Annotated in this window: 21 protein-coding genes; 15 read left to right on the top strand and 6 right to left on the bottom strand. The window is 64.7% G+C overall.

The window, feature by feature from the left end:
- Window positions 1–17 precede the first annotated feature (17 nt).
- Both RUGAMON1_RS08400 and RUGAMON1_RS08395 read right to left on the bottom strand, forming a co-directional pair.
- Window positions 18–3164, bottom strand: coding sequence for an efflux RND transporter permease subunit (locus tag RUGAMON1_RS08400; RefSeq protein ID WP_445230079.1), 3147 nt, complete (start codon window positions 3162–3164; stop codon window positions 18–20).
- A 3-nt stretch (window positions 3165–3167) separates the two neighbouring features.
- Window positions 3168–4412 (bottom strand): efflux RND transporter periplasmic adaptor subunit, encoded by a 1245-nt coding sequence (locus tag RUGAMON1_RS08395; protein ID WP_445230078.1) that lies wholly within the window; start codon window positions 4410–4412, stop codon window positions 3168–3170.
- A 220-nt stretch (window positions 4413–4632) separates the two neighbouring features.
- Between RUGAMON1_RS08395 and RUGAMON1_RS08390 the strand changes: the two genes are divergently transcribed.
- On the top strand, window positions 4633–6387 hold the full coding sequence (locus RUGAMON1_RS08390; protein WP_445230077.1) for a putative bifunctional diguanylate cyclase/phosphodiesterase: 1755 nt from the start codon (window positions 4633–4635) through the stop codon (window positions 6385–6387).
- A gap of 7 nt (window positions 6388–6394) precedes the next feature.
- On the opposite strand, the gene RUGAMON1_RS08385 is transcribed toward RUGAMON1_RS08390, so the two are convergent.
- Window positions 6395–7393, bottom strand: a complete 999-nt coding sequence (locus RUGAMON1_RS08385) for an endonuclease/exonuclease/phosphatase family protein (protein ID WP_445230076.1) — start codon at window positions 7391–7393, stop codon at window positions 6395–6397.
- A gap of 47 nt (window positions 7394–7440) precedes the next feature.
- Between RUGAMON1_RS08385 and ybaK the strand changes: the two genes are divergently transcribed.
- The 6 genes from ybaK to RUGAMON1_RS08355 all read left to right on the top strand — a co-directional run bounded on the left by ybaK (window position 7441) and on the right by RUGAMON1_RS08355 (window position 12134).
- Window positions 7441–7932, top strand: a complete 492-nt coding sequence (ybaK, locus tag RUGAMON1_RS08380; protein WP_445230075.1) for a Cys-tRNA(Pro) deacylase — start codon at window positions 7441–7443, stop codon at window positions 7930–7932.
- Window positions 7933–8015: 83 nt separating this feature from the next.
- Window positions 8016–8645, top strand: coding sequence for a glycerol-3-phosphate 1-O-acyltransferase PlsY (gene plsY / locus RUGAMON1_RS08375; RefSeq protein WP_445230074.1), 630 nt, complete (start codon window positions 8016–8018; stop codon window positions 8643–8645).
- A 78-nt stretch (window positions 8646–8723) separates the two neighbouring features.
- Window positions 8724–9380, top strand: coding sequence for a DsbA family oxidoreductase (locus RUGAMON1_RS08370; RefSeq protein ID WP_445230073.1), 657 nt, complete (start codon window positions 8724–8726; stop codon window positions 9378–9380).
- Between the two features lie 133 nt (window positions 9381–9513).
- Window positions 9514–10566, top strand: coding sequence for a GGDEF domain-containing protein (locus RUGAMON1_RS08365; RefSeq protein ID WP_445230072.1), 1053 nt, complete (start codon window positions 9514–9516; stop codon window positions 10564–10566).
- 18 nt (window positions 10567–10584) lie between these two features.
- Window positions 10585–10875, top strand: coding sequence for a DUF427 domain-containing protein (locus RUGAMON1_RS08360; protein ID WP_332855131.1), 291 nt, complete (start codon window positions 10585–10587; stop codon window positions 10873–10875).
- A gap of 8 nt (window positions 10876–10883) precedes the next feature.
- Window positions 10884–12134 (top strand): metal-dependent hydrolase, encoded by a 1251-nt coding sequence (locus RUGAMON1_RS08355; protein ID WP_445230071.1) that lies wholly within the window; start codon window positions 10884–10886, stop codon window positions 12132–12134.
- 11 nt (window positions 12135–12145) lie between these two features.
- On the opposite strand, the gene RUGAMON1_RS08350 is transcribed toward RUGAMON1_RS08355, so the two are convergent.
- A complete protein-coding gene (locus RUGAMON1_RS08350) occupies window positions 12146–13006 on the bottom strand; it encodes an oxidoreductase (RefSeq protein ID WP_445230070.1) in 861 nt (286 codons plus the stop codon).
- A gap of 107 nt (window positions 13007–13113) precedes the next feature.
- Between RUGAMON1_RS08350 and RUGAMON1_RS08345 the strand changes: the two genes are divergently transcribed.
- Both RUGAMON1_RS08345 and RUGAMON1_RS08340 read left to right on the top strand, forming a co-directional pair.
- Entirely contained in the window at window positions 13114–14034 is a 921-nt protein-coding gene (locus RUGAMON1_RS08345) for a LysR family transcriptional regulator (RefSeq protein WP_445230069.1), read from the top strand.
- A gap of 133 nt (window positions 14035–14167) precedes the next feature.
- Window positions 14168–14353 carry a hypothetical protein gene (locus RUGAMON1_RS08340; protein WP_332855135.1) on the top strand — a complete coding sequence of 62 codons (186 nt, stop codon included), beginning with the start codon at window positions 14168–14170 and terminating at the stop codon, window positions 14351–14353.
- Here the strand turns inward: RUGAMON1_RS08340 and tsaD are convergent.
- A complete protein-coding gene (gene tsaD / locus RUGAMON1_RS08335) occupies window positions 14350–15390 on the bottom strand; it encodes a tRNA (adenosine(37)-N6)-threonylcarbamoyltransferase complex transferase subunit TsaD (protein WP_445230068.1) in 1041 nt (346 codons plus the stop codon). The two genes, RUGAMON1_RS08340 and tsaD, sit on opposite strands and share 4 nt — an antisense overlap.
- 186 nt (window positions 15391–15576) lie before the next feature.
- Here tsaD and RUGAMON1_RS08330 point away from each other — a divergent pair, with 186 nt between their 5' ends.
- Window positions 15577–15891: a Rieske (2Fe-2S) protein gene (locus tag RUGAMON1_RS08330; protein ID WP_445230067.1), complete on the top strand. Its 315-nt coding sequence runs from the start codon at window positions 15577–15579 to the stop codon at window positions 15889–15891.
- 74 nt (window positions 15892–15965) lie between these two features.
- On the opposite strand, the gene RUGAMON1_RS08325 is transcribed toward RUGAMON1_RS08330, so the two are convergent.
- Window positions 15966–17024, bottom strand: a complete 1059-nt coding sequence (locus RUGAMON1_RS08325; protein WP_445230066.1) for a 3-deoxy-7-phosphoheptulonate synthase — start codon at window positions 17022–17024, stop codon at window positions 15966–15968.
- A 74-nt stretch (window positions 17025–17098) separates the two neighbouring features.
- On the opposite strand from RUGAMON1_RS08325, the gene ybiB reads away from it, so the two are divergent.
- The 5 genes from ybiB to dnaG all read left to right on the top strand — a co-directional run bounded on the left by ybiB (window position 17099) and on the right by dnaG (window position 22423).
- Window positions 17099–18088 carry a DNA-binding protein YbiB gene (ybiB, locus tag RUGAMON1_RS08320; RefSeq protein ID WP_445230065.1) on the top strand — a complete coding sequence of 330 codons (990 nt, stop codon included), beginning with the start codon at window positions 17099–17101 and terminating at the stop codon, window positions 18086–18088.
- Window positions 18089–18225: 137 nt separating this feature from the next.
- On the top strand, window positions 18226–19434 hold the full coding sequence (locus RUGAMON1_RS08315; protein WP_445230064.1) for a BaiN/RdsA family NAD(P)/FAD-dependent oxidoreductase: 1209 nt from the start codon (window positions 18226–18228) through the stop codon (window positions 19432–19434).
- Between the two features lie 194 nt (window positions 19435–19628).
- Complete coding sequence (gene rpsU, locus RUGAMON1_RS08310; protein WP_008451879.1) at window positions 19629–19841, top strand: 30S ribosomal protein S21; 213 nt, start codon at window positions 19629–19631, stop codon at window positions 19839–19841.
- A 241-nt stretch (window positions 19842–20082) separates the two neighbouring features.
- Window positions 20083–20532 carry a GatB/YqeY domain-containing protein gene (locus RUGAMON1_RS08305; protein ID WP_332855139.1) on the top strand — a complete coding sequence of 150 codons (450 nt, stop codon included), beginning with the start codon at window positions 20083–20085 and terminating at the stop codon, window positions 20530–20532.
- A 94-nt stretch (window positions 20533–20626) separates the two neighbouring features.
- Window positions 20627–22423 carry a DNA primase gene (gene dnaG, locus RUGAMON1_RS08300; RefSeq protein WP_445230063.1) on the top strand — a complete coding sequence of 599 codons (1797 nt, stop codon included), beginning with the start codon at window positions 20627–20629 and terminating at the stop codon, window positions 22421–22423.
- The last annotated feature ends 240 nt before the right edge of the window (window positions 22424–22663 follow it).

Below are 22663 nucleotides of genomic sequence, written 5' to 3'. Positions count from 1 at the left end.
TGCGTGGTGCCTCCGAATCAGGCGACTTCGTTGCGGCTCTTGACGTCGTGCAGCGGCTCGATGGCGTCCTGCAGCGCGGCTTCCTCGTCGTGCGCCTTGCCCTTGAAGAAGCGGGCGCAGCGCTTGCCCAGGCTGTCGAGGTAGGTGTAGGCCACCGGCACCACCACCAGCGTCAGCAGGGTGGAGGTGATCACCCCGCCGATCACCGCGCGGCCCATCGGCGCCTGCGTTTCGCCGCCGTCGCCCATGCCGATCGCCATCGGTAGCATGCCGAACACCATCGCCAAGGTGGTCATCACGATGGGCCGCAGCCGCACCTGGCCGGCCGACATGATGGCTTCGCGCTGGCCCATGCCGCCTTGCTGCGCGTGGTTGGTGAAGTCCACCAGCAGGATCGCGTTCTTGGTCACCAGGCCCATCAGCATGATGAAGCCGATCACCGAGAAGATGTTCAGGGTGCTGCCGGTAATCAGGAGCGCCACCAGCACGCCGATCAGCGACAGCGGCAAGGACATCATGATCGCCACCGGTTGCAGGAAGCTGCCGAACTGCGAAGCCAGCACCAGATAGATGAAGATCACCGCGATGCCCAGCGCGATCATGGCCGACGACATGCTCTCTTCCATGTCCTGCGCATTGCCGCCGACGTCGAAGCGCACGCCGGCCGGCAGCTCGATTTCCTTCATGGCCTTCTTGACGTCGCTGTCGACGTCGCCGCCCGGACGGCCTTCGACACCGGCATACACCGCCACCCGGCGTTGCAGCGCCTGGCGCTTCAGCACCTGCGGGCTGAACGACGGCACGAAGTCCACCACCTGGCGCAGCGGCACCATCAGCGGGCGGCCGTCCGGCCCCAGCTTGCTGGAGGCCAGCGACAGGTCGGCCAGGTCGGCGATCTTCTGGCGGCCGGACTTCGGCAGCTGCACGTTGACGTCGTAGTTCTGGCCGTCGTCGGCCAGGAAGTGGCTGGTGGTGTCGCCCGCCACGAACGGCCGCAGCGCGCTGCCGATCTGCTGCACCGTCAGGCCCAGGTCGCTGGCCAGCTCGTTGTTGATCTTGACCGTGGTCGACGGGTTGGCGCCTTCCTGGCTGTATTCCAGGTCGGCGATGCCCTTGATCTTGCGCATCTTGTCCATCAGGTGATGGGCCACCGAATCGAGCTTGCCTTCGTCGGTGCCGAGGATGGCGATGAAGATCGGCTTCCAGCCCACCGACATGGTGATGCCGGCGATCTTGCTCAGGCGCGCGCGCACCACGCCTTCCAGCTCCTTCTGCGAGCGCCGCTTGGTGGTCTTGCGGTCCTGCAGCTTCATGTCGATCTGGGCGTTGTTGCGGCCGTCCTGGGTGCCGACCACCGAGGTCACGCTGGCGATTTCAGGGAAGGCCTTGAGCGCCTCCTCGACCTGGTGCACCTTGTTGTCGGTGTACTCCAGGCTGGAGCCGACCGGGGTCTTCAGGTGCAGGTTGATCCAGCCGTTGTCCTGGTCGGGGAACATCTCGCCGCCTATCATCGGCACCAGCATCAGGCTGGCGACGAACAGTGTGGCGGCGAAGGCCAGGGTCAGCTTGCGCCAGCGCAGCGCCAGCGCCAGCACCTTGCCGTACACCACGTGCAGTTTCTCGATGCCGCCTTCCAGCCAGTGCATGAAGCGGCCCAGCCACGGCAGGTATTTGAAGCGGTCCTTGACCGGGTCCGGCCACACCGACGACAGCATCGGATCGAGCGTGAAGCTGACGAACAGCGACACCAGCACGGCCACCGCGACGGTGATGCCGAACTGCAGGAAGAAGCGGCCGATGATGCCCTGCATGAAGGCCACCGGAATGAACACGGCGACGATGGCGAAGGTGGTGGCCATCACGGCCAGGCCGATTTCATTGGTGCCGTCTTCGGCCGCGCGGCGGTGGTTCTTGCCCATGCCCAGGTGGCGCACGATGTTCTCGCGCACCACGATGGCGTCGTCGATCAGCAGGCCGATGCACAGGGACAGCGCCATCAGCGTCAGGAAGTTCAGCGTGAAGCCGAAGAACTTCATGGCGATGAAGCTGGCCATGACCGAGATCGGCAGGGTCAGGCCGGTGATGATGGTCGAACGCCACGAGTGCAGGAAGAAGAACACGATGATCATCGTCAGCACCGCGCCTTCGATGATGGTTTCCTTCACGTTGTCGAGCTGGCTTTGCACCTTCAGCGATTCATCGTTGAGCACGGTCAGCGTGATGTCGGCCGGCAGCGTCTTCTGCAGATCGGCGGCGACCTTCTGGATGCGCCGGCCCACCTCGACCACGTTGGCGTCCTGCACCTTGGTGATGTCGATGGTGATGGCGCGCTTGCCGTTCAGGCGCGACACCGACAGCTCTTCCTGCGCGCCGTCGACCACGGTGGCGACCTGCTCCAGGTAGACCGGGCCGTTGGCGCGGCGCGCCACGATGATCTTGTTGAAGTCGCGGGCGTCCTTCATCTTGCCCTCGACCCGCACCAGCTGCTCGTTGCCGGCAAAGCTGATCGAGCCGGCCGGCAGGTTGGTGTTGGTGGCCTGGATGGCGTTGATCACTTCATCGACGCCGATCGCCTGCGCGTTGAGCTCGTTGGGCCGCAGGCTGACCAGGATCTGGCGCGAGGCGGTGCCGTTCAGGCGCACCTGGCCGACGCCGGCCACGCCCTGGAAGCGCTTGCCGATCAGCTGGTCGGCCATGGTCGACAGGTCGCGCAGCGAGTGGTCGGTGGCGGTCAGGCCGATCTGCGCGATCGGGCGGCTGTTCTCGCCCTCGAAGCGGACGATGAACGGGTCCTTGGCTTCTTTCGGGAAGCGCGGCCGCACCTGCGCCACCTTGTCGCGCAAGTCCTGCATCGCCTTGTCCATATTGGTGGACAGTTCGAAATCGATGTAGATGCCGGCGCGGCCCTCCCACGAGTTGGCGCGCAGCGTCTTGATGCCGCTGACGGTGTTGACCACGTCCTCGATCGGCCGGGTGATGTCGTTCTCCACCGCCTCCGGCGAGGCGCCCGGATAATTGACCTCGATCAGCGCGCCCGGAATGTCGACGTTGGGCATGGACTCCAGGCCCAGTTCCCGGTAGGAGAACAGGCCCAGCACGACCAGCGCCACCATCACCATGGTGGCGAAGACGGGGTTCTGGATACTGGTTTTAGTGATCCACATGATTTAGCCCTTCTGCGCCAGCATGGCGGACTTGGCCGAATTGGCCGGATTGGCTGGCTGGGCCGGCGTGGCGACATTGGCCGGCAGCTTGACCTGGTTGCCGGGCTTGACGCCGTCGAGCTTGGAGACGATGACGTTGGCGCCCGGCGCCAGGCCGTCCACCACTTCGGCGTAGCCCTCGTCCTCGTTGCGCAGGCCCAGCTTGACCGGCTGCGCGATGACCTTGCCCTGCTCGATCTTGTACACCACCTGCTGGCCCTTCTCGGTGCGCAGCGCCGTCATCGGCACGATCGGCATCACGGCGGAACGGTCGGTGACGATGCTGCCCTTGGCGAACATGCCGGCGCGCAGCGCGCTGTCGTCGTTCTTGACGGAGATGTAGACCAGCATCGAACGCGAGCCGGTCTCGGTGGCCGGGTTGATGCGCGCCACCTTGCCGGCGAAGTCGCGGCCCTGGAAGCCGTCGACCTTGAACTTGACGTCCTGGCCCACCTTGACGCGCGGGATTTCCGAGGCCGGCACCTGCGCCTCCAGCGTCAGCTCGGACAGGTTGACGATGCTGTAGACCGGCATGTCCGGCGCCAGCTTCTCGCCGGCCTGCACGTGGCGCTTGCTGACCACGCCGCTGATGGGCGCCTTGATGACGCCGTCGTTCAGCGCGATGCGCGCGATCTCCACCATCGCCGCGGCCGACTTGACGTTGGCGCGCGCCAGGTCGACGCTGTTCTGCGTCGAATCGTAGGCGTTTTGCGAAATGTATTTTTGCTTGAGCAGGGCGCCGCTGTTGGTCTCGTTCTTGGTCGCCAGCGACAGCTTGGCCTGCGCCTCGTCGAGCATGGCCTGCTGCTGTTGCAGGCGCGCGCGCAGGTCGGACTGGTCGATGCGCGCCAGCACCTGGCCGGCCGACACCGCCATGCCTTCCTGCACCGTGGTGGCCTCCACCACGCCCGACACCTTGGACTTGATGGTGGCCGAACTCAGGGGCGCCAGCGAGCCGGATAAGGGCAAGCTGACCGCCAATGACCTGGCATCGATGGCCGCGATATCGCCGCTGGCCAACTCGAAGATTTCCTGTTTCTTTTTATCGTCCTTGGCCGCCTGCGCGCTGGGCGGCGGGGCGTCCTTCTTGTGCATGACGGTCCAGCCGCCGCCGGCCAGGCCGATGACGATCAGCGCCGCCAGCGGCTTGCGCCAGCGTTTGCTGCGCACCGTGGATTGTGGGGAGACGGGCAAGGTTTCTAGTTTCATATCGTTCTTCTATTAAAAGGTCGCCACGGCGCATATTGGCACTTTAGGAATTTTCAAGGCCGGCCGCCAGAGAAATGCGACAGGCCGCGAAAAAATACGGATGAACGGTAAAAACGCGGGATCAAGCGCATTTGACGGAAGTCAATGGTCGATTCCTGTCAGCGGCAAGAATGAACAAGGCCTGAGAGGGCGCTATGGGCGCTATGCCGGAGAGGGCCAGGTGGCACCAGCACACAAACGAGACGACGGCGCGGGCGCGGACTTCCGCGCGATGGTCGCGCACACCAGCGACGCCTTGCTGGTGTTGCAGGATGGCCGCGTGGTCGCCTGCAATCCGGCCGCGCAAGCGCTGTTCGAGTGTGCCCAGCCGGACCGCCTGCTGGGCCTGGGGCTGGCCGATTTGTCACCATTGCAGCAGGCCGAGGGCGTGTTGTCGGCGCGCGCGCTGGCCGACTTGCTGGCCGATGCGCAGCGCGACGGCAACCGCCGCTTCGAATGGTGCTGCGTCGGTTGCGGCGGGCGCCAGTTCTGGGCCGAGGTGCTGCTGACCGCGATCGGCCCGCAGCGCGTGGTCGCGGTGATCCGCGACATCTCGGCCCGCAAGCAGGACCAGCTGGTGATGTACCTGGCCTTGCTGGCCGATGTCGCCGACCGCCGCCGCTCCGAGGAGCAGACCCGCCACCTGGCCGAGCACGATTTCCTGACCGACCTGCCGAACCGGGTGTTGCTGCTCGACCGCCTGAGCCTGGCCATGGCGGCGGCGCGCCGCAAGCGCAGCCGGCTGGCGATCCTGTTCCTCGACCTCGACCGTTTCAAGAACATCAACGACACGCTGGGCCACCACGTCGGCGACCAGCTGCTGCAGGAAGTGGCGGCGCGGCTGGTGCGCTGCGTGCGCAGCGTCGACACCGTCAGCCGCCAGGGCGGCGACGAGTTCGTCATCATGCTGCCCGAGATCGGCGGCGTCGACCAGGTGGCGCACGTGGCGGACACGGTGCTGCAATCCATCAGCCAGGAGTTCGTGCTGGAGCCGCACCGGCTGCATGTGAGCACCTCGATCGGCGTCAGCATCTACCCGGACGACGGCCCCGACCACGACACCCTGATCCGCAACGCCGACCTGGCCATGTACCACGCCAAGGAAAAAGGCCGCAACGGCTTCCAGTTCTTCAGCCCAGAAATGAACGCGCAGATCGTCGAGCGGGTGACGTTTGAAAACGACTTGCGGCGCGCCTTGCGCGAGCAGCAGTTCGTGCTGGAGTACGACGCCCAGATCGAGATCGCCAGCGCCCGGCCGCTGGCGGCCGAAGCGCTGCTGCGCTGGCGCCATCCGACGCTGGGCTTGCTGCTGCCGGAGCGCTTCATCACGGTGGCCGAGGATTGCGGCCTGATGGTGCCGATCGGCCAGTGGGTGCTGGAGCAGGCCTGCCGCGAGGCCAGGCGCTGGCAGGACGCCGGCCATGCGTTGGCGGTGGCGGTCAACCTGTCGCAGACGCAGTTCTTGCAACGCAACCTGGCCGACAGCATCGGCGCGGCGCTGGCGGCCTCGGGCCTGGCGCCGGAGCGGCTGGAGCTGGAGCTGACGGAAGCGATCATCATGAAGCACGTCGCCACCGCGCCCGACACCTTGCGCGCCTTGCGGGCGCTGGGCGTGCGGCTGGCGATCGACGATTTCGGCACCGGCTACACGCGCGTGGGCCACCTGCGCGAATACCCGTTCGACAAGCTGAAGATAGACCGCAGCTTCGTCGGCGACATCGATGGCCCCACCGACGGCGCGCCGGCGCCGACGGTGGTGACGGCCATCATCGCGATGGCGCGCAGCCTGGGCCTGACGGTGCTGGCGGAAGGGGTGGAGACCCAGACGCAGCTGCATTTCCTGACGCAGCAGGGCTGCCACCAGTTCCAGGGACGCTACGTGCGGCAGAACGGTTTTCTCGACGGCCTGGACGGCCTGCTGGACGGCGTTGGCTAAGCGGCCTCTAAAGCGCGGCGGCGCGGTCGCGCGCGCCGTACAGGCGCAGCCGCACCAGCACCTGGCCGTGGTCGGACGCTTCCGGTTTGTGCTGCAGCAGGTGGTCGTTCAGATACGTCACCTCCAGCACCTCGCCGACCGCGTAGCGCGAAGCCGGATTGAACTCCTCCGACACCAGCACATGGTCGATGGTCATGTAGTGGCCCTCGTGGATGTTGGTGTAGCCGACCTGGCGCAGCGTGTCGCGGCCCAGCTGGATCTGGTTGCAATCGAACATGCGCCCGCTCAGCTCCTCGCCCGGCATGCCGGCCGCGCCGGAGCCCATGACGATGGCGGTGGTGACGGCGTCGGCGGTGTCGTTGAAATCGCCCAGCACCACGCGCGGCCGGCGCGCGCTGCTTTCCAGTTGGCTGAGCAGGGCGCGCAGGGCCACCGCCTCGGTGCCGCGCCGTATCAGCGAGCGCAGGTTGGCTTGCGCGTAGTGCATCGGATCGGCGTAGTCGTCGCCGCTGCTGTAGTCGGGGCGCTTGGATTTGAGGTGGATGACGACCACGTCGACGATGCGCTGGTCCGGCAGCAGCACTTGCGCGTGCAGGGGCGCGCGGGCGAAGTGGCCGGCGTCGCGGCTGCCGGCCGGCAGCGCCACGCCGTCGGGGAAGGCGCGGTATTCGGCGGCCGGCGCCGCCAGCGGCAGGCGCGAAATCAGCGCCACCTGCGGCACCACGCGCGCGGCGCCGGTGGCCGGATCGGGCGCGGCGTCGAAGCCGGCCAGCGTGGCCTCGCGGTAGCGGGCGCTGTGGGCCAGCACGTCGCGCAGCGCCGCCAGCGAAAAGATTTCCTGCAGGCCGATCACGTCGGCGTCGAGCTGGTCCAGCTGCTGCGCGGTCCACAGGACTTTCGCTTGGTACTCGGCCGGCGTCAACGGCGGCAGATTGTCGTACAATTTCGCCCCAGGCTGGGAAAGATTGCAAACATTGAAAGTGGCAAAGCGAATTTCCTGCTGCATAATGAGAAACTCCCGATCGACATTACTTCACAAGCAGCGTATCACGCATGGCTAAAAAAGAGCACATCTCCGAGACCCCGGCAACGCAAATGCTGCGCAAACATAAGGTGGCCTTCAGCGAGCACCCCTACGACTACGAAGAACACGGCGGCACCACGGTGTCGGCGCGCGAACTTGGCGTGGACGAACACGCGGTGGTCAAGACCCTGGTCATGCAAGACGAGGCCGCTAAACCCTTGATTGTGCTGATGCACGGCGATTGCAAGGTCTCGACCAAAAACCTGGCGCGCGGCATCGGCTGCAAATCCGTCGAACCGTGCAAGCCGGAGGTGGCCACGCGCCACAGCGGCTACCAGATCGGCGGCACCTCGCCGTTCGGCACCCGCAAGGCGCTGCCGGTGTATGTCGAGGATAGCATTCTTGCGCTGGAAACGATTTATATCAATGGCGGCCGCAGGGGTTATCTGGTTGGCATCGCGCCGCGGGTGCTGGTCGACTTGCTGCAGGCCAGGCCGGTGCACTGCGCGCTGGCCGATTAGTTGGCTGCTTAGTTGGCTGATTAAGCGCCGGCAGTGTATATTCAGCGGCCCCCAACGGGCGCATGACTACTTTTGAGGAAATAATGAATACAGTTTGGATGACCGTCGCCGCCTATCTGATCGGCTCGATCTCGTTTGCCGTCGTGATGAGCAAGTTGTTCGGCATCGCCGATCCCCGCACCTACGGCTCGAAAAATCCCGGCGCCACCAATGTGTTGCGTAGCGGCAATAAAGCGGCCGCCATCATGACCCTGATCGGCGACGGCGCCAAGGGCTGGCTGGCGGTCTGGCTGGCGATCCGTTTCCAGAACCAGTTGCAGATCGGCGACGCCACCATCGCGCTGGTGGCGATCGCGGTGTTCCTGGGCCACCTGTGGCCGGTGTTCTTCCGCTTCGTCGGCGGCAAGGGCGTGGCGACCGCGCTGGGCGTGCTGCTGGGCCTGAACCCATGGCTGGGCCTGGCCACCTTGGTGACCTGGCTGGCGGTGGCGTTCGCGTTCCGCTACTCGTCGCTGGCGGCGCTGGTGGCGGCGCTGTTCGCGCCGTTTTACTACGGCCTGCTGTTCGGCGTCGAGCCGCAACTGTTCGCGGTGTTCGTCATGAGCGCACTGTTGGCTTTCCGTCACAGCAAAAACATCTCGAATTTGCTGGCTGGCAAGGAAAGCCGCATCGGCAGCAAGAGCAAAGACGCCGTCAAAGGCAAGAAAAAGTAAGGCCGTCCCCCGTCCCGGCGCTTGATTTTGCGCCGGGCATCGCCATATGCTGAAAATTACGTTTAGCAAAGGCACATCATGACCACTCCCCTGAAGATCGATTTCGTCTCCGACGTTTCCTGCCCGTGGTGCGCCATCGGCCTCAAGTCGCTGGACCAGGCGCTGGCCAACATCGGCGACGAGGCGGCGGTGAGCATGCACTTCCAGCCCTTCGAACTCAATCCCAACATGGGCCCCGAGGGCCAGGACATCGTCGAGCACCTGACCGAGAAATACGGTTCGACCCCGTCGCAGCAGGAACAGGCGCGCGAGATGATACGCGCGCGCGGCGCCGAGGTCGGCTTCGACTTCGCCATGGGCAAGCGCAGCCGCATCTACAACACCTTCGACGCCCACCGCCTGCTGCATTGGGCCGAGTCTGAGGGCGAGGGCAAGCAGAAGGAGCTGAAGGAAGCGCTGTTCGGCGCCTACTTCACCAAGGGCGAGGATCCGAGCTCGCATGACGTGCTGCTGCGCGTGGCCGGCGAAGTGGGGCTCGACACCGGCGTCGCCGCCGAGGTGCTGCAATCGAACCAGTACGCCGACGAGGTGCGCGAGCGCGAGCAGTTCTTCCAGCGCCACGGCATCAACTCGGTGCCGGCCGTGATCATCAACGAGCGCCACCTGATTTCGGGCGGTCAGCCGGCCGAGGTGTTTGAAAAGGCGCTGCGCGAGATCATGGCGCAAGCGGCTTAAAAAATGCTGTCGGCGGCGGGGGCAAGTGCTCCCTCCGCCCCTGTTTTGCGATAAACTGACCGGGTAGCACCATAGTTCGGCACCGCTTCATGCCGGGAGCCCAAAAAAGATCGACGTCGCTACAGGGAGGCCTATGCTGGCCGCAGAAAAAGTACACACGCTGTCCATCGCCCGTCCGCAGGCCGACCAGTTCCGGCTGGCCGCACTGCACCGCTACCATATCCTCGATACCCCCGCCTGCGAAGACTTCAGCTTCCTCACCGAGCTGGCCGCCAAAGTGTGCGAGGTGCCGTATGCCTTCATCTCGCTGGTCGACGCCGAGCGTGTCTGGATCAAGTCCTGCGCCGGCATGCAGCTGGGCGAACTGCCGCGCGGCGAGAGCTACTGCTCGCTGGCGGTGCTGGGCGAGACCGCCACCGAAATCCCCGACCTGACGCTGGACTTCCGCACCGCCCACATGGCGCTGACGGTCGACCAACCCCACATGCGCATGTACAGCAGCGTGGCGTTGACCTCGTCCGACGGTTTCGCCATCGGCACCTTGTGCGTGATGGACACCAAGCCGGGCGGCCTGAGCGCCGAACAGCGCGCCACGCTGGTCAAGCTGGCGCGCCAGGTGATGGCGCTGATCGAGCTGCGCGCCAACGAGAAGGCGCTGGAATCGACCGTGCGCGAGCTGGAACAGCTGGCCACCACCGACGAGCTGACCGGCCTGCATAACCGCCGCTCGCTGCTGCACCGCCTGAAGTTCGAGACCGCGCGCGCCAAGCGTTTCCGCTCGCCGCTGTCGGCGGTGATGATCGACCTCGACCACTTCAAGCAGATCAACGACGAATACGGCCACGCGGTCGGCGACCAGGTGCTGGCCAGCGTCGGCCAGCTGCTGCGCGAGAGCGTGCGCGTGATCGACGTGCCGGGCCGCTACGGCGGCGAAGAGCTGTGCGTGATCTTGCCGAACACGCCGGTCGAAGGCGCGTGCAAGTTCGCCGAAACACTGCGCGCCAAGATCGAAGCGCAGCCGCACTACGCCGGCCCGCGCCTGCTGCCGGTGACGGCCAGCATCGGCGTGGGTTCGTTCGACCACATGGAAATCAGCGACGCTGAAAGCCTGCTGCGCCAGGCCGACGCCGCCCTGTACCGCGCCAAGCACGCCGGCCGCAACCGCGTGGAATGCGGCCCCACCTGACACTGAAAGGAAGTCCCCATGCCTACCGCCAGCTGGAACGGCGTCGTCATCGCCGAAGCGAAGGACGACGAGGTTGAAATCGTCGAGAACAACGTCTACTTCCCGCCGTCCAGCGTCAAGACGGAGTACCTGCAGGCCAGCGCGCACACCTCGCGCTGCCCGTGGAAAGGCCTGGCCAGTTATTACAGCCTGAACGTCAACGGCAAGGTCAACGAGAACGCCGCCTGGTACTACCCGGCGCCGTCCGAGAAGGCCGCGCAGATCAAGGACCATGTGGCGTTCTGGCGCGGCGTGGACGTGCAGCGCTAGATCGCTACGTGGACAATATCACCCACAGCATTATCGGTTTTGGCGTTGGAGAACTGGTGCACCGCAGCCTGCCCGGCGAGGCGGATGCGACGTCGCAGCGGGTGCGGCACCGGCTGTTGCTGGTGGCCTGCGCGCTGGCCAGCAATTTCCCCGATCTCGACCTGGTCCTGAATCACCTGCTGCCCGATCCGCTGGGCTATCTGCTCAATCATCGCGGTCATACGCATACGGCCTTGCTGCTGCTGCCGCAGGCCTTGCTGCTGGCGGCTTTGCTCTGGCTATGCTGGCCGTCGGCGCGGGCGCTGCTGAAGGTCAGCCGGCCGGCGCGGCTCGGCCTGGCCTTGAGCGTGGGGCTGGGCTTCGCGCTGCACCTGCTGATGGACTTCACCAATTCCTACGGCATCCATCCATGGTATCCGTTCACCGGACGCTGGTTCTATGGCGACATGGTGTTCATCGTCGAGCCCTTGTTCTGGGTGGCGATCGGCGTGCCGCTGGCGTTCATCATGCGCTGGCGCTGGTTGCGCATGCTCGGCCTGGCCTGCCTGTTGGCGACGCTGGTGGTATTTGCCGGCAAAGGCTATCTGGCGTGGACCTCGTTTGCCGCGCTGCTGTCGATCGCGGCGGCTTGCGGCGCGACGCAGTGGCGTGCCGGTGCGCGCGGCCGCGCGGGCCTGGCGCTGGCGCTGGCCATCAGCGCCGGCTTCATCGCGGTGCAGGGCGTGGCCTCGCATTACGGACGCGAGCAAATCAGCGCGGCGTTGCTGAAGGCCGATCCGTCCGTGCGCGTGATGGATGTGGCGATGACGGCGTTCCCGTCGCAGCCGCTGTGCTGGTCGTACGCCAGCGTGGAGGTCAATGAGAAGCAGGGCTACTACCGCCTGCGGCGCGGCGTGGCCAGCCTGGCGCCGGAGTGGCTGGCGCCGCTGGCCTGTCCGGCGGGCCTGGTCGGAGCGCCGCATCAGGCGCTGGCCTTGTCGCCGGGCGTGCAGCAGTTCGGCACCGCGCTGGCCAGCCTGACGGCGCTGCGCATGCTGAAGGAAGAGAACTGCCAGGTGGACGCCTGGCTGCGCTTCGCCCGCATGCCGGCGCTGATGCTGTCGACCGGCGAGCTGGCCGATTATCGCTTCGCCACCACGCCGCGCGGCAACTTCACGACGCTGCATGCGGCGCAGGCCGGAGCATGTCCGGCGGGCGTCCCCGGCTGGGACTACCCGCGCGAGGACATGCTGTCGCTGCACCCGCCGGGCAAGCTTTAAGCCGTCTTTGTTTAAGCCGCTTTTTGCAGTGCGTTGAAGTCGGTCGATACCGCCAGCTCCAGCCACTGCGCCATCTCGGTTTCGACGAACTGGTTTTTGGCGCGCACCCGTTCCACCGTGTCCGAGCCCAGTTGCAGACGCACCGGCGGCTTGGCGCTGTCGGCCAGTTGCAGCAGGGCGTCGGCCAGCTTGGCCGGATCGCCGGGCTGCTGGTGATTGACGCCGGCGGCGAACTCCCGCATCGCACCCACGGTGGCGGCGTAGTCATCGATGCGCTTGTGGGTGGACACCAGCGACGAGGCGTCGAGGAAGTCGGTACGGAAGAAGCCCGGCTCCACCACCGTCACATGAATGCCCAGCGGCGCCATTTCCATCGCCAGCGCTTCGCTCAAGCCTTCGACCGCGAACTTGGTCGAGCTGTACAAGCCCCAGCCGGCAAAGGCCGAATAACCACCCACCGACGAGATGTTGATGACATGGCCGCCGCCTTGCTTGCGCATCGCCGGCAGCACGGCGCGGGTGACGTTGAGCAGGCCGAAGACGTTGGTGTCGTACAGCGCCCGCGCTTCCTCGGCGCTGGCTTCCTCCACCGCGCCCAGCAGGCCGTAGCCGGCGTTATTGACCAGCACGTCGATGCGGCCGAAGCGCGCAATCGCTTGCTGGGCCGCGGTGATCGCTTGCGCTTCCAGTTTGACGTCCAGGCGCAAGGCCAGTAGATTCAGATGGTCGCCCAGGACCGCGGCGACGGATTGCGGATCGCGGGCAGTGGCGACCACGAAGTCGCCGCGTGCCAGCGCTTTTTGCGCCGTCAGCATGCCGAAGCCACGGGATGCGCCGGTGATGAACCATACTTTTTGTGCAGTGCCAGTCATGATCGTTTCCTTGCTGTGAGGTGGTTGGTGGATGCCAGTGTAGGCATGACCGACCTGTTACACTAGCCATAGCAAAGCTGTTTGATTATCACCTTTTGGTTGTAAATATGGATAAAGCCAGGGTTGTCAGTCTGTTCATCGGCGTGGTGCGCGCCAAGAGCTTCAGCCAGGCGGCGGTGGATGCCGGCCTGACGCCGCAGGCCGTCAGCAAGGCGGTGCGGCAGCTGGAGGATCATCTGGGCGTGCGCCTGTTCCACCGCACCACCCGCAGCCTGAGCCTGACGGAGGAGGGCGCGCGCCTGTTCGAGCTGGCCAACCCCGGCCTGCGCCTGCTGGACGAGGCGCTGGACCACATCCAGAACAGCCGGCAGGAAGTGGACGGCTTGATCCGCGTGGTCGCGCCTATGTCGATCGGCAACGCCGTCATCGTGCCGCTGCTGCCGGAGTTCCAGCGGCGCTATCCGGGCGCGCATTTCGATGTGCAGCTGGACGACCATTTCACCGACCTGGTGGAGAGCAAGATCGATGTCGGCTTTCGCGCCGGCAATCCGCCCGAACGCAACCTGATTTCCCGCAAACTGGGCGAGATCGTGCTGGTGCCGTGCGCCACGCCCGGCTACCTGGCCCTGCACGGCACGCCGCAGACGGTGCTGGAATTGCAGCAGCACCGCTGCACCGGCTTCCGCCGCCCCAGCACCGGCCGTTTGATGCCGTGGGAGTTGCAGGTGGACGGCGCCACGGTCTACCAGGAGATGCCGGCGGTGGCCAGTTTCAATACGGTGGAGGGGGAGTTGACGGCGGTGCGCAGCGGCTTGGGCATCGGCCAGCTGCCGGTCTTCATGATCGAGGCCGAGCTGGCCAGCGGCGCGCTGGTGCCGCTGCTGCGGCACACGGCCACGTCCAACAGCGGCGTGTTCATGTACTACCAGCAACGCACCTTGATGCCGCTGCGGGTGCGGCACTTCATCGATTTCGTCGCGGAACGGGCGCCGCAGCGGCTGGCGGCGCAGCATGCCGCGCTTGCTTAGCGGTATCGTGTCGTGTGTTTGCCACAAAAAGGCCTAAAATCAAGTCGTATAGGCCACTTTTGGACTAGATGGCTGGCATGACAATTGCGTTGCCCTCCAGAAAGGAAGAAGATCGTTAAACATGGAGGCTGTTATGAATACCGCAACTGAACAAAAAACAACGAACAATGTGATCCACGAATCGGCGTCGGACGAGCACCGTCTGCGCAGCGAGCGCATCGCCGCGCGTGGCGTCCGCCTGGGCAAGGGCAAGATCAAGTACCTGCTGGCGCTGGCCGGCCTGGCCGTGCTGGCCTCGGTCGCCTTTGCGCAGAGTTAAACGACTTTGATGTCGTCCAGCGGCCAGCGTGGCCGCACGTTGAACGAGTAGTCTTTCTTTGCCGCGTCCGGGTTGATCATCAAGCGCATGGCCCCGGCGAAGGCGATCATCGCGCCGTTGTCCGTGCAAAATTCCAGTTCGGGGTAGTAGACCTTGAACTTCTTCTTGGCCGCCGCCTCGTTCAGCGACGTGCGCAGCTGCGAATTGGCGCCCACGCCGCCCGCGATCACCAGCCGCTTCAGGCCGGTGTGCTTGAGCGCGGACACGCACTTGGCGGTCAGCACGTCGACAATCGCGTCGACGAAGCCGCGCGCGATGTTGGCCTTGTCCTGCTCGCAGATATTCGCGATCACTTTTTCCTCGTGGTTCTTCACCACTGTCAGCACCGCCGTCTTCAGGCCGGAGAAGCTGAAATTGAAATCCTTGGTGTGCAGCATAGGGCGCGGCAGCTTGTAGGCCGTCGGATCGCCGAACTCGGCCAGGCGCGAAATCGCCGGACCGCCCGGGTAGCCCAGGCCCAGCAGCTTGGCCGACTTGTCGAAGGCTTCACCGGCCGCGTCGTCCAAGGTTTCGCCCAACAGCGTGTACTGGCCGACGCCGTCCACCCGCATCAGCTGCGTGTGGCCGCCCGAGACCAGCAGCGCGATGAAGGGAAATTCCGGCGGCTGCGAGGCCAGCAGCGGCGACAGCAGATGGCCTTCCAGGTGGTGCACGCCCAGCACCGGCTTGTCCAGCGCCAGGCCCAGGCTGCAGGCGACCGAGGAGCCGACCAGCAGCGCGCCGGCCAGGCCGGGGCCTTGCGTGTAGGCGATGGCGTCGATGTCGGCCAGCGTCTTGCCGGCGCTTTCCAGCGTCTGCGTCAGCAGCGGAATGGCGCGGCGGATGTGGTCGCGCGAGGCCAGTTCCGGCACCACGCCGCCGTATTCTTCATGCATCGCCACTTGCGAATACAGGGCGTGGGACAACAGGCCGTGTTGCGTGTCGTACAGCGCAAGGCCGGTTTCGTCACAGGAGGATTCGACGCCGAGAACGATCATGAAGGGTGCACAAATGAAAAGGGGAATCCGCCATTGTAATGGAAAGTGCGTGCAAGCATGCACCACCGCAGGTCGGCGCCGCACTGGCAAAGTGCGGAGTTTTGCCGTTCGGTCAGGATTCGGGGCGTTTTTCGTGGCACCGGTTTTGCTTAGACAACTGGGGTAAGTTGACTAGGGAGGCGCGCGATGTCCGGACAATGGAAGCTGATTTGCAAACTCAAGGATGTGCCCATGAGCGGCGCGCGCCTGGTGCCGCGCGGGCTGGCATGGCAGGAATTGCCGGGCGTGGCGCTGTTCCGCACCGGCGAGGAGCAGGTGCATGCGGTGCTGGAATGCGGCGACGTCGCGCCGCGCGACAGCGACGCGCGCCGTTACTCGGTCAAGGTGGAGGACTGCAAGGTCTATCTGGATCTCGATGAACTGAGCGCCCCGGCCAGCCAGGCCGAAGCGGCGCTGGCGGGGTCTTTCGGCGTGGTCACGAGAGTCATGGCATTCGGCTGAGCGCCCGCTTACCCCACCGCAGAAGGGGTCAGACCCCGTACGGGGTCTGACCCCGGCCGTCGCGGGGTGCGGGGTTACGGGCGGTTCTTCAACTGCTTGTGCGCGTCGCGCAGCATCTGCTCGGTGGTTTCCCAGTCGATGCAGCCGTCGGTGACGGAGCAGCCGTACTTCAGCTCGCTCAGGTCGGCCGGGATCTTCTGGTTGCCGCCGACGATGTTGGACTCGATCATCACGCCCACCAGCGACTGGTTGCCCTGCACGATCTGGTGGATGACGTCGGCCATCACCAGCGGTTGCAGTTCCGGCTTCTTGTAGCTGTTGGCGTGCGAGCAGTCGACCACCAGGTTGGCCGGCAGCTTGGCCTTGGCCAGCGCCTGCTCGGCGATCGCGATCGATACCGAATCGTAGTTCGGACGGCCGTCGCCGCCGCGCAGCACCACGTGGCCGTAGGCGTTGCCGCGCGTGCGCACGATCGCCACATTGCCCTGCGCGTTGATGCCCAGGAAGGAGTGCGGGTGCGCCGACGACAGGATGGCGTTGATGGCGATGCTGATGTCGCCGTCGGTGCCGTTCTTGAAGCCGACCGGGGTCGACAGGCCGGACGACATCTCGCGGTGGGTCTGCGATTCGGTGGTGCGGGCGCCGATGGCGGTCCAGGCGATCAGGTCGCCCAGGTATTGCGGCGAGATCGGATCGAGCGCCTCGGTGGCGGTCGGCAGGCCCAGCTCGCACACGTCCAGCAGGAACTGGCGCGCCTTTTCCATGCCGACGTTGACGCGGAAGGAATCGTCCATGTCCGGATCGTTGATATAGCCCTTCCAGCCGGTGGTGGTGCGCGGCTTTTCGAAATACACGCGCATCACCAGCAGCATGGTGTCGGCCACTTCGGCTTGCAGGGCTTTCAGGCGGCGGGCGTAATCCAGGCCGGCCACGGGATCGTGGATCGAGCATGGACCGACGACCACGAACAGGCGCTTGTCCTGGCGGTCGATGATGTTGCGCAGGGCTTCGCGGCCCTTCATCACGGTGTCCGAGGCGCTGTCGGTCAGCGGCAGCTTGCTGTGCAAGGCTTCCGGCGACGGCATCGGCGCGAACGAGGTGACGTTGATGTTTTCGATATCTGGGGAGATCATGATTCTCTACGTATATTTATTGCGGGGGAGGGATAGTGTAGCCGAAATGCGGCCGACTGGTTTAAGCTGACGTCATGACGACACACACCACCGAACCATTCCTGGCCGCACGTTTCATCAAAGAAATAGGCCGCGGCAAAAACGGCGCCCGCAGCATGACCCGCGACGACGCCCACGATCTGTATGAAGCCATGCTGGACGGCCGCGTTTCCGAGCTGGAGCTGGGCGGCATTTTGCTGGCCATGCGCATCAAGGGCGAGTCGGTGGAGGAGATCGCCGGCTTCCTCGATGCTGCCGAGGCCGCTTTTGAGCCGCTCAGCGCGCCGCCGGGCCAGTTCGCTCCGGTGTGCATCCCGACCTACAACGGCGCCCGCAAGATGGCCAACCTGACGCCGCTGCTGGCGCTGCTGCTGGCGCGCGAAGGCGTGCCGGTGCTGGTGCACGGCGTGGCGCACGACGCCGGCCGGGTCGCCACGGCCGAGGTGTTCGAGGCGCTGGGCCTGCCGGCCGCGCGCCATCGATCCGAGGCGGAGGAAGCCATGTCGCAGGGGCATCCGGCCTTCATCACCATCGATGTGCTGGCGCCCAAGCTGGCCTACCTGTTGTCGCTGCGGCGCCGGCTGGGCGTGCGCAACTCGACCCACACGCTGGTCAAGATCATGCAGCCGTTCGCCGGACCGGCGCTGCGGCTGGTGTCGTACACGCATCCGGAATACCTGGAGATGCTGGGCGAATACTTCACCACGGCGGCGCTGCCGGAGCGCGGCGACGCCTTCCTGATGCGCGGCACCGAGGGCGAAACCGTGGCCAACGCCAACAAGGCGCAGCAGATCGACTGGTTCCACGGCGGCCTGCGCACCACGCTGGTGCCCAAGCAGACGCTGGTGGGCGAGCTGCCGCTGCTGCCGGAAGACAAGGACGCGGCCACCACGGCGGCCTGGATCCAGTCGGTGCTGGACGGCGAGGTGCCGGTGCCGCCGTCGATCGCCGAGCAGGTGGCGCAGTGCATGCTGGTGTCGCGCACCCTGCAGTCGCGCCAGCGGGTGAGCGAGCCGATCGAGTAAGGCGATGAGAGTTCAAGTACAATCTCGCCCCTGTCATTCCCGCGTAGGCGGGAATCCATAGACCGCTTGCTTTCAAGCAAAGTATAGATTCCCGCCTTCGCGGGAATGACAGAGTACTCACTCTGATTGGAAATAAGATGGCAAAGTTTGATGTAGCGGTAATCGGCGCGGGCGCGGCCGGCATGATGTGTGCGGCGACGGCGGCCCAGCGCGGCAAGCGCGTGGTGCTGATCGACCACGCCACCAAGCTGGCGGAAAAAATCCGCATCTCCGGCGGCGGCCGCTGCAACTTCACCAACATCAACGCCGGTCCGGCCAACTTCCTGTCCGAGAATCCGCACTTCTGCAAGAGCGCGCTGTCGCGCTACACGCCGGCCGACTTCGTCGCGCTGGTGAAGAAGCACCGCATCGGCTACCACGAGAAACATCGCGGCCAGCTGTTCTGCGACGACTCCGCCGAGCAGATCATCGACATGCTGAAGGACGAATGCTCGGCCGGCGACGTGCACTGGCGCATGCCGTGCAAGGTCACCAGCCTGGCGCAGGCGGACGAGGGCGGCTTTGTACTGCAAACCGACACCGGTGAAATTGAAGCCGACAGCGTGGTCATCGCCACCGGCGGCCTGTCGATCGCCAAGATCGGCGCGACCGACTTCGGCTATCGCATCGCCGAGCAGTTCGCACTGCGCATGGTCGAGACGCGCCCGGCGCTGGTGCCGCTGACGTTCGACCCGCAGCAGTGGGCGCCGTTCGTCGAAATGGCCGGCATCGCGCTGGAAGTGGACGTGGAAACCGGTTCCTTCAAGGGCCGCAACCCGACCGGCGGCCGCTTCCGCGAAGACTTGCTGTTCACCCACCGCGGCCTGTCCGGTCCGGCGATCCTGCAGATTTCCTCGTATTGGACGCCGGGCACCCCCATCGTCATCAACCTGATTCCCGAACTGGACCTGGCGGCCACGCTGATCGAAGGCAAGGGCACGATCAAGAAGCAGCTGGGCAATGTGCTGTCGCAATGGCTGCCTGCGCGCCTGGCGGAAGGCTTGCTGCTGGCGCACGGCTTCGCGCTGGACGCGCGCCTGGCCGACCTGCCGGACGCGCAGCTGCGCAAGCTGGGCGCGGCTGTCAACCAATGGACCATCACCCCGAACGGCTCGGAAGGCTACAAGAAGGCCGAAGTTACGCGCGGCGGCGTCGACACCCGCGAGCTGTCGCAGCAGAGCATGATGGCCAACAAGGTGCCGGGCCTGTACTTCATCGGCGAGGCGGTGGATGTCACCGGCTGGCTGGGTGGCTACAATTTCCAGTGGGCGTGGGCTTCCGGTGTGGCGGCGGGGCAAGCAGTCTGATATACTGATTGTCTCTGGAAGTTAGTGGCGTCACGCAATCGTTGAAGTTCCTGAAAGATTGCACCATACGCCGCGTTGTTTTTGCAGTCAAAGCCTTACGGTTGGCCGTTCAGATGGCCAGGCGTCTTCCATTTTCCTGCAAAAGCTGCTATAGTCTCTTTCTCCCTATAACCTCAAACGGTTTGAATTTTTACATGACCACTATTCGCCTTAAAGAAAACGAGCCGTTCGAAGTCGCAATGCGTCGCTTCAAACGCACCATCGAAAAAACCGGTCTGCTGACCGAACTGCGTGCACGCGAGTTCTACGAAAAGCCAACGGCTGAGCGTAAGCGCAAGCTGGCAGCTGCAGTGAAGCGTCACTACAAGCGCATCCGCAGCCAGCAACTGCCGAAAAAACTCTTCTAAGACTGCTCTGCAGACTCAACCCGGCAGTATGGCGCTCACGCCTCGGGTTGTATCTCGCTGCATCTAAGAGAATGCCCGCCCCGGTTCGCCGCGGCGGGTTTTCGCATTTTAAAGTCGTTATAAAATGACCGCTGCGTCGTTGCAGCGCCTCGCCGTACTAACGTACTGTCTTCGTCGCTGCGCCTAGCCGCGATCACTTTCTAACGACTTCCTTTTTTAATAATTTTTTGAGAGAAACGCCATGGGCTTGAAAGAACAAATCACCGAAGACATGAAAAACGCCATGCGCGCCAAGGAAGCCGGCCGTCTGTCGACCATCCGCCTGATCCTGGCGGAAATCAAGCGCAAGGAAGTGGACGAGCGCATCGAAGTCAGCGACGAGCAGACCGTGGCCATCGTCGAAAAAATGATCAAGCAGCGCAAGGATTCGATCACCCAGTTCGAAGCCGGCGGCCGCGCCGACCTGGCCGACATCGAAAAAGCCGAACTGGTGGTGCTGACCGCCTACATGCCTGCCGGCCTGTCCGACGAGGAAATCGCCGCCGAAGTGGCTGCCGCCGTGGCCGCCTCGGGCGCCGCCGGTCCGCAGGACATGGGCAAGGTCATGGCCATCGTCAAGCCTAAGCTGGCTGGCCGCGCCGACATGACGGTGGTGTCCGCACTGGTCAAGAAAGCGCTGACCCCGGCATAATGCCCCGGTAGTTTCCTCCGCCGCAGCTTGATCCGTGTCAAAACCGGATTAACGCGGCGGTATAGTCTGATCCATAACAAGACCGCATAGCCCAGTGATCCCACAATCCTTTATTTCTGATTTGCTGAACCGGGTCGACATCGTCGACGTGGTCGGACGTTATGTGCAGCTGAAAAAAGGCGGCGCGAATTTCATGGGCCTGTGCCCGTTCCACAATGAAAAGTCGCCCAGTTTTACGGTCAGTCCGACCAAGCAGTTTTACCATTGCTTCGGCTGCGGCGCCCACGGCACCTCGATCGGCTTCCTGATCGAATATTCCGGCATGGGCTTTGTCGACGCCGTCAAAGACCTGGCGCAAAACGTCGGCATGGTGGTGCCCGAGCAGGACGACAAGATTCCACCGGCCCAGCGCGCGCAAATGGCCGCGCAGAGCCTGGCATTGACCGAGGCGATGACGCGCGCCAGCGACTTTTACCGCGCCCAGCTGCGCGGCGCCACCGACGCCATCGCCTACCTGAAGAACCGCGGCCTGACCGGCGAGATCGCCGCCCGCTTCGGCCTGGGCTACGCGCCGGCCGGCTGGGACAATCTGCGCTCGATCTTCCCCGACTACGACGTCGTGGCGCTGGCCGAGGCCGGCCTGGTGATCGACAAGGTGGACGAGGACGGCGGCAACCGCAAACGTTACGACCGCTTCCGCGAGCGCGTAATGTTTCCAATTAAAAACACCAAAGGCCAGGTCATCGCCTTTGGCGGCCGGGTCCTGGACCACGGTGAACCGAAGTACTTGAATTCTCCCGAAACGCCATTATTTTCAAAGGGATTCGAGCTGTATGGCTTGTTCGAAGCGCGCCAGGCGATCCGCGATGCGGGTTATGTGCTGGTGACGGAAGGCTATATGGATGTGGTGGCGCTGGCGCAGATGGGCTTCCCGCAAGCCGTGGCGACCCTGGGCACCGCCTGCACCACCCACCACGTACAGAAATTGTTGCGTCAAACCGACACGGTGATTTTCAGTTTCGACGGCGACAAGGCCGGCCGCCGCGCCGCACGGCGCGCGCTGGAGGCCTGTCTGCCGCACGTGACGGACAACAAGACCATCAAATTCCTGTTCCTGCCGACCGAGCACGACCCGGACAGCTACGTGCGCGCCTATGGCAAGGAAGCGTTCGAACAGGAGATCCACGAAGCGATGCCGCTGTCGCAGTTCCTGGTCAAGGAGGCGGTCGGCGAGCATGATTTGCAGAGCCCGGAAGGCAGGGCGCGGGCGCAGTTCGACGCCAAGCCGATGTTGCAATCGATGACGCCGACCGCGTTGCGCCTGCAGATCGTGCGCGGCCTGGCGCAGCTGACGCAGACCACGCCGTCCGAGATCGAGGCGCTGTTCGAGCTGGCCAAGCCGGTCGCGATCGCCCGCCAGGCGCCGCCGCGCACCGGTCGTCCGGTGCCGGTCGGGCTGGAATTGCAGATCGTGCGGCTGCTGGTGGCGCATCCGCCGCTGGCGCTGGATATCGATGCATCGGCGCTGGCGGCGTTCCAGTACTTCGGCGCCGATCCTGCCGAGCGGCTGGCGCAGCTGGTGGCGTCGGCCCAGTCGCTGGGGCCGAACGGCAGTTTCGCCGCCTTCGCCCAGCATCTGAAGTCGCAGGGCGACGAGTACGACGGCATCATCGGCGACATCGTCAAGGAGCCGGAATCGGACTACGACGCGGTGCGGCTGTTCCTGCGCGGCGCGATCCGCCAGGTCAAGAACGACGCGTTGAAGCAGGAGTTGAGCCAGTTGTTCGCGGCCGGCCTGTCGTCCGACGAGATCGGTGTGCGCTACCGCGAGTTGACTGCGCAGCAAGATCAACTGTTGCGCGAGGCGCAGGCGGAGTTGGCTGCCCGATAATGTTGCGGGCCGTTTTGTATAGTAATGTTTCTGTCATGGTTGCGGTGCTGGGAAGTGGCTTCTGCCCTCTGGAAATTGAAAAGTGACGTGCTATAATAAAACGCTAAGTGTTGTATGTTTTGGCATCGTTTTTCAGTTCAGAGTGTGTTTGTTTTCAGTAAGTTAGGCTCTTGATCGGCATGGAAAGACAGGTGTCGGCGGCCAGGGCCAGCTTTGGTTGAGTCAGCGCGCTACGGCGGC

Source organism: Duganella rhizosphaerae (genome assembly GCF_040364205.1).
In the GTDB taxonomy this organism is placed as follows: Bacteria; Pseudomonadota; Gammaproteobacteria; order Burkholderiales; family Burkholderiaceae_D; genus Rugamonas; species Rugamonas rhizosphaerae.
The sequence above is the reverse complement of the archived record's forward strand: the minus strand, read 5'-3'. Positions and strand labels throughout refer to the sequence as shown.

Excerpts from the sequence above, each read along its gene's own strand:
- RUGAMON1_RS08400 (WP_445230079.1), bottom strand. The coding sequence starts at position 3,164 with ATGTGGATCACTAAAACCAGTATCCAGAACCCCGTCTTCGCCACCATG.
- RUGAMON1_RS08395 (WP_445230078.1), bottom strand. The coding sequence starts at position 4,412 with ATGAAACTAGAAACCTTGCCCGTCTCCCCACAATCCACGGTGCGCAGC.
- RUGAMON1_RS08385 (WP_445230076.1), bottom strand. The coding sequence starts at position 7,393 with ATGCAGCAGGAAATTCGCTTTGCCACTTTCAATGTTTGCAATCTTTCC.
- ybaK (WP_445230075.1), top strand. The coding sequence starts at position 7,441 with ATGGCTAAAAAAGAGCACATCTCCGAGACCCCGGCAACGCAAATGCTG.
- plsY (WP_445230074.1), top strand. The coding sequence starts at position 8,016 with ATGAATACAGTTTGGATGACCGTCGCCGCCTATCTGATCGGCTCGATC.
- RUGAMON1_RS08370 (WP_445230073.1), top strand. The coding sequence starts at position 8,724 with ATGACCACTCCCCTGAAGATCGATTTCGTCTCCGACGTTTCCTGCCCG.
- RUGAMON1_RS08365 (WP_445230072.1), top strand. The coding sequence starts at position 9,514 with ATGCTGGCCGCAGAAAAAGTACACACGCTGTCCATCGCCCGTCCGCAG.
- RUGAMON1_RS08360 (WP_332855131.1), top strand. The coding sequence starts at position 10,585 with ATGCCTACCGCCAGCTGGAACGGCGTCGTCATCGCCGAAGCGAAGGAC.
- RUGAMON1_RS08350 (WP_445230070.1), bottom strand. The coding sequence starts at position 13,006 with ATGACTGGCACTGCACAAAAAGTATGGTTCATCACCGGCGCATCCCGT.
- RUGAMON1_RS08345 (WP_445230069.1), top strand. The coding sequence starts at position 13,114 with ATGGATAAAGCCAGGGTTGTCAGTCTGTTCATCGGCGTGGTGCGCGCC.
- RUGAMON1_RS08340 (WP_332855135.1), top strand. The coding sequence starts at position 14,168 with ATGAATACCGCAACTGAACAAAAAACAACGAACAATGTGATCCACGAA.
- tsaD (WP_445230068.1), bottom strand. The coding sequence starts at position 15,390 with ATGATCGTTCTCGGCGTCGAATCCTCCTGTGACGAAACCGGCCTTGCG.
- RUGAMON1_RS08330 (WP_445230067.1), top strand. The coding sequence starts at position 15,577 with ATGTCCGGACAATGGAAGCTGATTTGCAAACTCAAGGATGTGCCCATG.
- RUGAMON1_RS08325 (WP_445230066.1), bottom strand. The coding sequence starts at position 17,024 with ATGATCTCCCCAGATATCGAAAACATCAACGTCACCTCGTTCGCGCCG.
- ybiB (WP_445230065.1), top strand. The coding sequence starts at position 17,099 with ATGACGACACACACCACCGAACCATTCCTGGCCGCACGTTTCATCAAA.
- RUGAMON1_RS08315 (WP_445230064.1), top strand. The coding sequence starts at position 18,226 with ATGGCAAAGTTTGATGTAGCGGTAATCGGCGCGGGCGCGGCCGGCATG.
- rpsU (WP_008451879.1), top strand. The coding sequence starts at position 19,629 with ATGACCACTATTCGCCTTAAAGAAAACGAGCCGTTCGAAGTCGCAATG.
- RUGAMON1_RS08305 (WP_332855139.1), top strand. The coding sequence starts at position 20,083 with ATGGGCTTGAAAGAACAAATCACCGAAGACATGAAAAACGCCATGCGC.